6 protein-coding genes are annotated in these 5,161 nt (G+C 63.3%); all 6 read right to left on the bottom strand.

Annotated features, from left to right (window positions below; translation table 11 throughout):
• Positions 1–779, bottom strand: a 779-nt coding sequence (locus tag ABI546_RS19885; RefSeq protein ID WP_348049456.1) for an arginine deiminase family protein, incomplete at its 3' end; no start/stop codon positions are given.
• Positions 779–2,263 carry an arginine-ornithine antiporter gene (gene arcD / locus ABI546_RS19880; protein WP_348049454.1) on the bottom strand — a complete coding sequence of 495 codons (1,485 nt, stop codon included), beginning with the start codon at positions 2,261–2,263 and terminating at the stop codon, positions 779–781. The genes arcD and ABI546_RS19885, both read right to left, overlap by 1 nt.
• A 20-nt stretch (positions 2,264–2,283) precedes the next feature.
• Positions 2,284–2,706 carry a universal stress protein gene (locus tag ABI546_RS19875; protein WP_348049452.1) on the bottom strand — a complete coding sequence of 141 codons (423 nt, stop codon included), beginning with the start codon at positions 2,704–2,706 and terminating at the stop codon, positions 2,284–2,286.
• Between the two features lie 34 nt (positions 2,707–2,740).
• Entirely contained in the window at positions 2,741–3,184 is a 444-nt protein-coding gene (locus tag ABI546_RS19870; RefSeq protein WP_348049450.1) for a universal stress protein, read from the bottom strand.
• 131 nt (positions 3,185–3,315) lie between these two features.
• Positions 3,316–3,681 (bottom strand): cytochrome c, encoded by a 366-nt coding sequence (locus ABI546_RS19865; RefSeq protein ID WP_348049448.1) that lies wholly within the window; start codon positions 3,679–3,681, stop codon positions 3,316–3,318.
• Between the two features lie 8 nt (positions 3,682–3,689).
• Entirely contained in the window at positions 3,690–4,397 is a 708-nt protein-coding gene (locus tag ABI546_RS19860) for a sensor histidine kinase (protein ID WP_348049446.1), read from the bottom strand.
• Between the last annotated feature and the right edge of the window lie 764 nt (positions 4,398–5,161).

Here is a 5,161-nt window from a genome sequence, read left to right as displayed (position 1 = left end):
GACTTGGGCAACTGGGCGGCCAGCACGCGGGTCGCGGCGCCGCGCGCGAACAGGCTGCGCGCGAGCTGGCTCACGGCCTGCGGTGAAGTCCGCTCGCCCATGCCGATCAGTACCAGGCCGTTGCCCAGTGGCATGACGTCGCCGCCTTCGAGCGAAGCCTGCGCGTGCGGCTGCCCGGGGTCTCCCCACCACTCGGTGACCTTGCCCGCGAACCTGGGATGGAAGCGGTAGATGGCCGCCATGAGCAGGCTTTCCCGCCGGCGCGCCGGCCAGTACATGGATCCAAGCACGACGCCATCGCCTATCCAGCAACTGCTGTCGCGCGTGAAGAGTGTGTTGGGCAGGGCGGGCAGCAACAAGTCCGACGGGCTCGCGCAGGCGGCCGTGAGGCCGGGCAGCTTGAACGGCAGGTCGGACGGGGTCAAGCCGCCGATCAGGAACTCGGCCAGGCGGGCCGGCGGCAGTTCCTGCAGCCAGGGCCGCAACACGGCTGCGGCTTCAAAGTCGGTGCCGGCCAGTTCGCGGTCCAGCAACTGGTCGCGCGCCAAGGGGTTGCCGACCGTGACCGCGAGCAGGTCGTGCAGTTCCAGCACCTCCACGCCTTGCTCCGTCATCGCGCTGGTGAAAGCGTAGTGGTCGTTTTTGGCCTGGGCCACCCACATCACGTCGTCGAACAGCATGTCCTGGCAGTTCGCGGGTGTCAGGCGCATGTGCGCCAGGCCCGGCCGGCAGACCAACACCTTGCGCAGCCGGCCCGTCTCGGAATAGACGCCGGCCATCACAGGCTCAGCTGCCCGGTGGAGAGCATCCAGCCAGCCACCGCCGCGAGCACCAGCAGTGCTGCCAGCATCGCTTTCTCACCCGCAGTGAAGGCTTGTTTGCGGGCCTGGTTTTTTGCAAACAGGTACAAGGCCGCGCCGGGGGCGTAGAGCAGGGCGCTCAGCAACAGGTATTTGGCGCCGGCGGCATACAGCAGCCAGAGGCAGTACACCGAGGCGAGCGCGGCCACCGGCAGGTCCAGCGAACCGCGCGCGCCTTCAGGCGCCTGGCCCGCACCGTCACCGCGCGCGGCCAGCTTCAGGCCGTAAAGCGCGCTGAACAGGTAGGGCAGCAGGATCATCGCGGTCGACAGCGAAATCAGGGCCAGGTAAGAGGCCTTGGACACCAGCGTAACGACGAGGAAAATCTGCACCATGGCGCTGGTCAGCCACAGGGCATTGGCCGGCACGCCCTTGCCGCTCTGGCGGCCCAGCCAGGCGGGCATCACGCCGCTGTTGGCCGGCGTGAAGAGCGACTCGGCGGCCAGCAGCGTCCAGGCCAGGAAGCCGCCACCCACGGAAACGATGAGGCCGATATAGATCAGCACGGCGCCCCAGGTGCCCACGGCTTTCTCAAGCACGCTGGCCATGGACGGATTTTTCAGCCCGGCCAGTTCCGGTTGCGTGAAGATGCCCAGGGAGAGCAGCGAGACGGCCATCAGCAACGCCAGGCAGACCAGGAAACCGATGACCGTGGCCTTGCCGACGTCCTTGCGCTGCCGTGCGCGCGCCGAATAGACGCTGGCGCCCTCGATGCCGATAAAGACCCACACCGTCACCAGCATGGTGCTCTTGACCTGGTCCAGCACCGAGCCGAGCTTGGCGCCGCCCCAGAAGTCCAGGCTGAACGTCGGCGCCTGGAAAGCGGCGGCGGCCAGGACGATGAACAAGAGCAGGGGAATGAGCTTGGCCACCGTGACCACGGCATTGACCCAGGCTGCCGTATTAATGCCGCGCAGGACCAGCCCATGGACCACCCACAAAACCACCGACGCACCGGCGACGGCCGTGGGGGTATTGCCTTCGCCGAAGGCCGGAAAGAAATAGCCGAGCGCGCCGAACGCGGCCACCAGGTAACCCACGTTGCCTATCCAGGCGCTCATCCAGTAACCCCAGGCAGAGTTAAAGCCGATGTAGTCGCCTGAGAGCGCGCGGGCATAGGCGTAGACGCCGTTGTCCAGTTCGGGTTTACGTAGCGCCAGCATCTGGTACACGCGCGCCAGCACCAGCATGCCCACTCCAGTGATGAGCCAGCCGATCAGAATGGCACCGGCGCCCGCGCCTGCAGCCATGTTTTGCGGTAAACCAAAAATGCCGCTGCCAATGATGGAACCCGTCACCAGCGCGACCAACAATCCCAGGCCCAGCGTGCCATCGGACTGCCGCGTAGTGGAAATGGTCCGCTTTACCGACGAAGGGGACGGGGTCGTTGAGAGTGTATTCATGGGATGCTTTCAGGAGATGTCTACTGGACCAGCAGCACCGGCACGTCGACGTCCGCCACCACGCGTTGAGCAACGCTTCCGAGCAGGGCACGGCCGAACAAGCCATGGCCATGGGTTCCCATAACCAGCATGTGGACCTTTTCGCGCTGTGCCGCCTGCACGATCTGCGTGGCCGCTGTGCCGGCGACCCAGGAAGCCCGGAAGGAAATCTTGTGGCGTTTGAGAAAGCGCTCTATGGGCTGCAGCACTTTTTCGGCCTCTTCCTTGTGCCAGGCACGCACGGTGGCGGCGCCCAGCATGGTCTTGACGCGCGGGGAAACAGCCGGCTGCACGTTGAGCACCACCAGTTCGGCATCGGGCCCGACCAGGGTTTCATGGGTAACCAGGAAGGCCAGTGCCTTTTTGGTGAACTTGCTGCCGTCAACGGCCAAAAGGACTCTCATGGTGTTCTCCGGAGATGGTTTGTTCGGTGTGGATTCAACGCAGGACCAGCACGGGAATGGTGCTGTGCGTGAGCACCTGCTGGGTTTCGCTTCCGAGCAGGATGCGTGAGAGGCCCTTTCGACCATGCGAGGCCATCACGATGAGGTCGCACTTGTTCTTTTTGGCCGCAGACAGAATGGAAGTGGCGACAACGTCGGATTTAGCGATCACGGCCTTGGCTTTAACGCCTGCGGCTTCCGCGGACTTCTGTACGGCATCAGCGATGGCCTGACCCCTGTCCGCCCATTCTTTTTCGACGCGACCGATTTCCTGCGGCGAGATGTTGGCGCCGCCCTCAAAGTAACTCATGGGATAGCGTGGCACGACATTGAGTACCACAAGGCCGGCTCCCAGAGATGCGCTGAGGGCAATGGCGTCCTTCACCGCTTTTTTGGAAAGTGGGGAGCCATCGGTTGCAACGAGAATGCGCGTGTACATGGTGGGTTCTCCGGTGTTGATCTGCCTCAGTCTAGGAGCGCCGCACCGGCCTGGGTTTGATCCATGTCAAGGGCGCGGCACTCTGCGCTGGCCGCGCTTGCTTCGTGCAAACCGCTACGCCTGGCGCGGCTTCAGCGCGCGACGGAAATACTCTGCGTTTGCCCGGGCGATACGAGGCCGCCTGAACCCGGCATGCGCGGATAGTGATAAACCGTGTCATTCAGGTAACCGGCCACTTCCGCGATATCCGCCTCATCCCACCGCAGCCCGCTGTTGCCTTGCCAGAGGCGAACCTGCACCTTCAGGCTCTCCCAGTCATGGGCGCGGCGGTTGCTCCGCCAGTGCATCTCCGAGGTATGGCAGGCAATGCAATGCGTCGTGTACAGCACCTCCCCGCGGCTGGGCACGGGCGCTGTCTGGGCATGTGCCGCCAGGCCGGCGAGCGCTATGGCGGCCGGCACCAGATAGCGGCCCGCAAACCTTGTTGGCGATGTCATGGGAGCCGTCAATGCACTGCGACACTGCTCGCGGGGAGACGGGCCCGCAAGCGTGTTCCGCAGCCAGGCGCCGACTTCACATGCAGCGTGCCGCCGCAAGCTTCAATCCGGTGTCTCATGCCGAGGAGACCGTGCCCGAAATTTTCGCCGGTATCGGCATGGAAGCCGACGCCGTCGTCTTCTACTTCGACTTGCACGCAAGCATCAGCTTCACACAGGGTAATGGAGAAACGGGAGGCGCCTGCATACTTGCCGATGTTCGTCAGCGCCTCTTCTACCAGCCTGTAAACAGCGAGCTGTGCGGAAGCGGGCAGGGCAACATCGCCCAGGCTAATCGTCACGCCTATCCCGGACGCCGAGGAAAAATCCTGCGCCAGCTTCGCGACGGCTTTGGCCAGCCCTTGATTCAACAGCAGCGGCGGCTCCAGGCCATCGATGATCCGGCGCTTGAGCGCCATGGCCTGATTGAGAATATCCATCAGATGGTGAAGATGCCCGGATGCCGCCGGCGAAATCCTGGCCAGCTCCGGCTGTACGCAGGCAATATCAAGCTTGGCCCTCATCAGAAGGCTGCCAAGAGCATCGTGCAGTTCTCGCGCGAGATGCTCGCGCTCCTGGACGCGAACCTGTTCCTGGCAGCTTCCGCAGGCAGGCAATGGGAACGAAACCGGGTCGGAAGACCCATCGGAGAGTTTCATTCGTATTTCGGTGGCCATTTGAGTACTTCCTGGTTGCGTGGCTCGCATGAGGCTTCGGCGGGAACAGCGAGGTCAAAGGAGGCTGGCGGGCTGCCGCCCCACCAGGCACGCAGATCGTTCAAATCTTATGCCTGCGTCGGGAACACACACCGGCTGATTCATCTACATATGCGATGGGACAATAAAAGGAAAAATTCAGCACTTCGAGTGCACAGATCTTTGATCTGGCTCAAGACTCAAGACTTTCCGCCGTGGTATGGGGCTATCGGTGCGCAGAGAAAACCAATTGAATTCCTGGAGTCCATATCTGAACAAGTGATCCCGTTGTGAGCGGTACCGGCCGGCAAACCTGTTGTGGACAGTGATGACATGGACTCACTCTGCGCGCCGCATCCGGATGCGTCTGTGCGCCAGCGAACTTAGAACCGGTTTACGATCTAAACGGGGCCGCGCAAGCACCTTCTTGGGATGGGCTAGCGCCGCAACGCCGCAGACCGCCCGAGAAGGCGCTTGCCCTGCGGGTTGGGGTGACGCAAACGCGGTCGCGTTTGCATCCCCGTTGGGGCAGCCGCACGACGCACAGCCGACCGGCTGTGCGGTCGAGCGATTGAGCCACCCAGGCCCTTGCATGGGCATCAGCCCATGCAAGGGCCCGGTCGGCCCACTCATCCCGATTGCATCCCAACGCGGCCCCGTTTAGATCGTAAACAGGTTCTTAAACCACGGTGCCAAACAGCGAGCCCACACCCGCGGTAATGCCCATGGCCAGCGCGCCCCAGAAA

The sequence above is a fragment of the Polaromonas sp. genome, from assembly GCF_039932935.1.
GTDB lineage: Bacteria > Pseudomonadota > Gammaproteobacteria > Burkholderiales > Burkholderiaceae_C > Polaromonas.
The sequence above is the reverse complement of the archived record's forward strand: the minus strand, read 5'-3'. Positions and strand labels throughout refer to the sequence as shown.

Excerpts from the sequence above, each read along its gene's own strand:
- arcD (WP_348049454.1), bottom strand. The coding sequence starts at position 2,263 with ATGAATACACTCTCAACGACCCCGTCCCCTTCGTCGGTAAAGCGGACC.
- ABI546_RS19875 (WP_348049452.1), bottom strand. The coding sequence starts at position 2,706 with ATGAGAGTCCTTTTGGCCGTTGACGGCAGCAAGTTCACCAAAAAGGCA.
- ABI546_RS19870 (WP_348049450.1), bottom strand. The coding sequence starts at position 3,184 with ATGTACACGCGCATTCTCGTTGCAACCGATGGCTCCCCACTTTCCAAA.
- ABI546_RS19865 (WP_348049448.1), bottom strand. The coding sequence starts at position 3,681 with ATGACATCGCCAACAAGGTTTGCGGGCCGCTATCTGGTGCCGGCCGCC.
- ABI546_RS19860 (WP_348049446.1), bottom strand. The coding sequence starts at position 4,397 with ATGGCCACCGAAATACGAATGAAACTCTCCGATGGGTCTTCCGACCCG.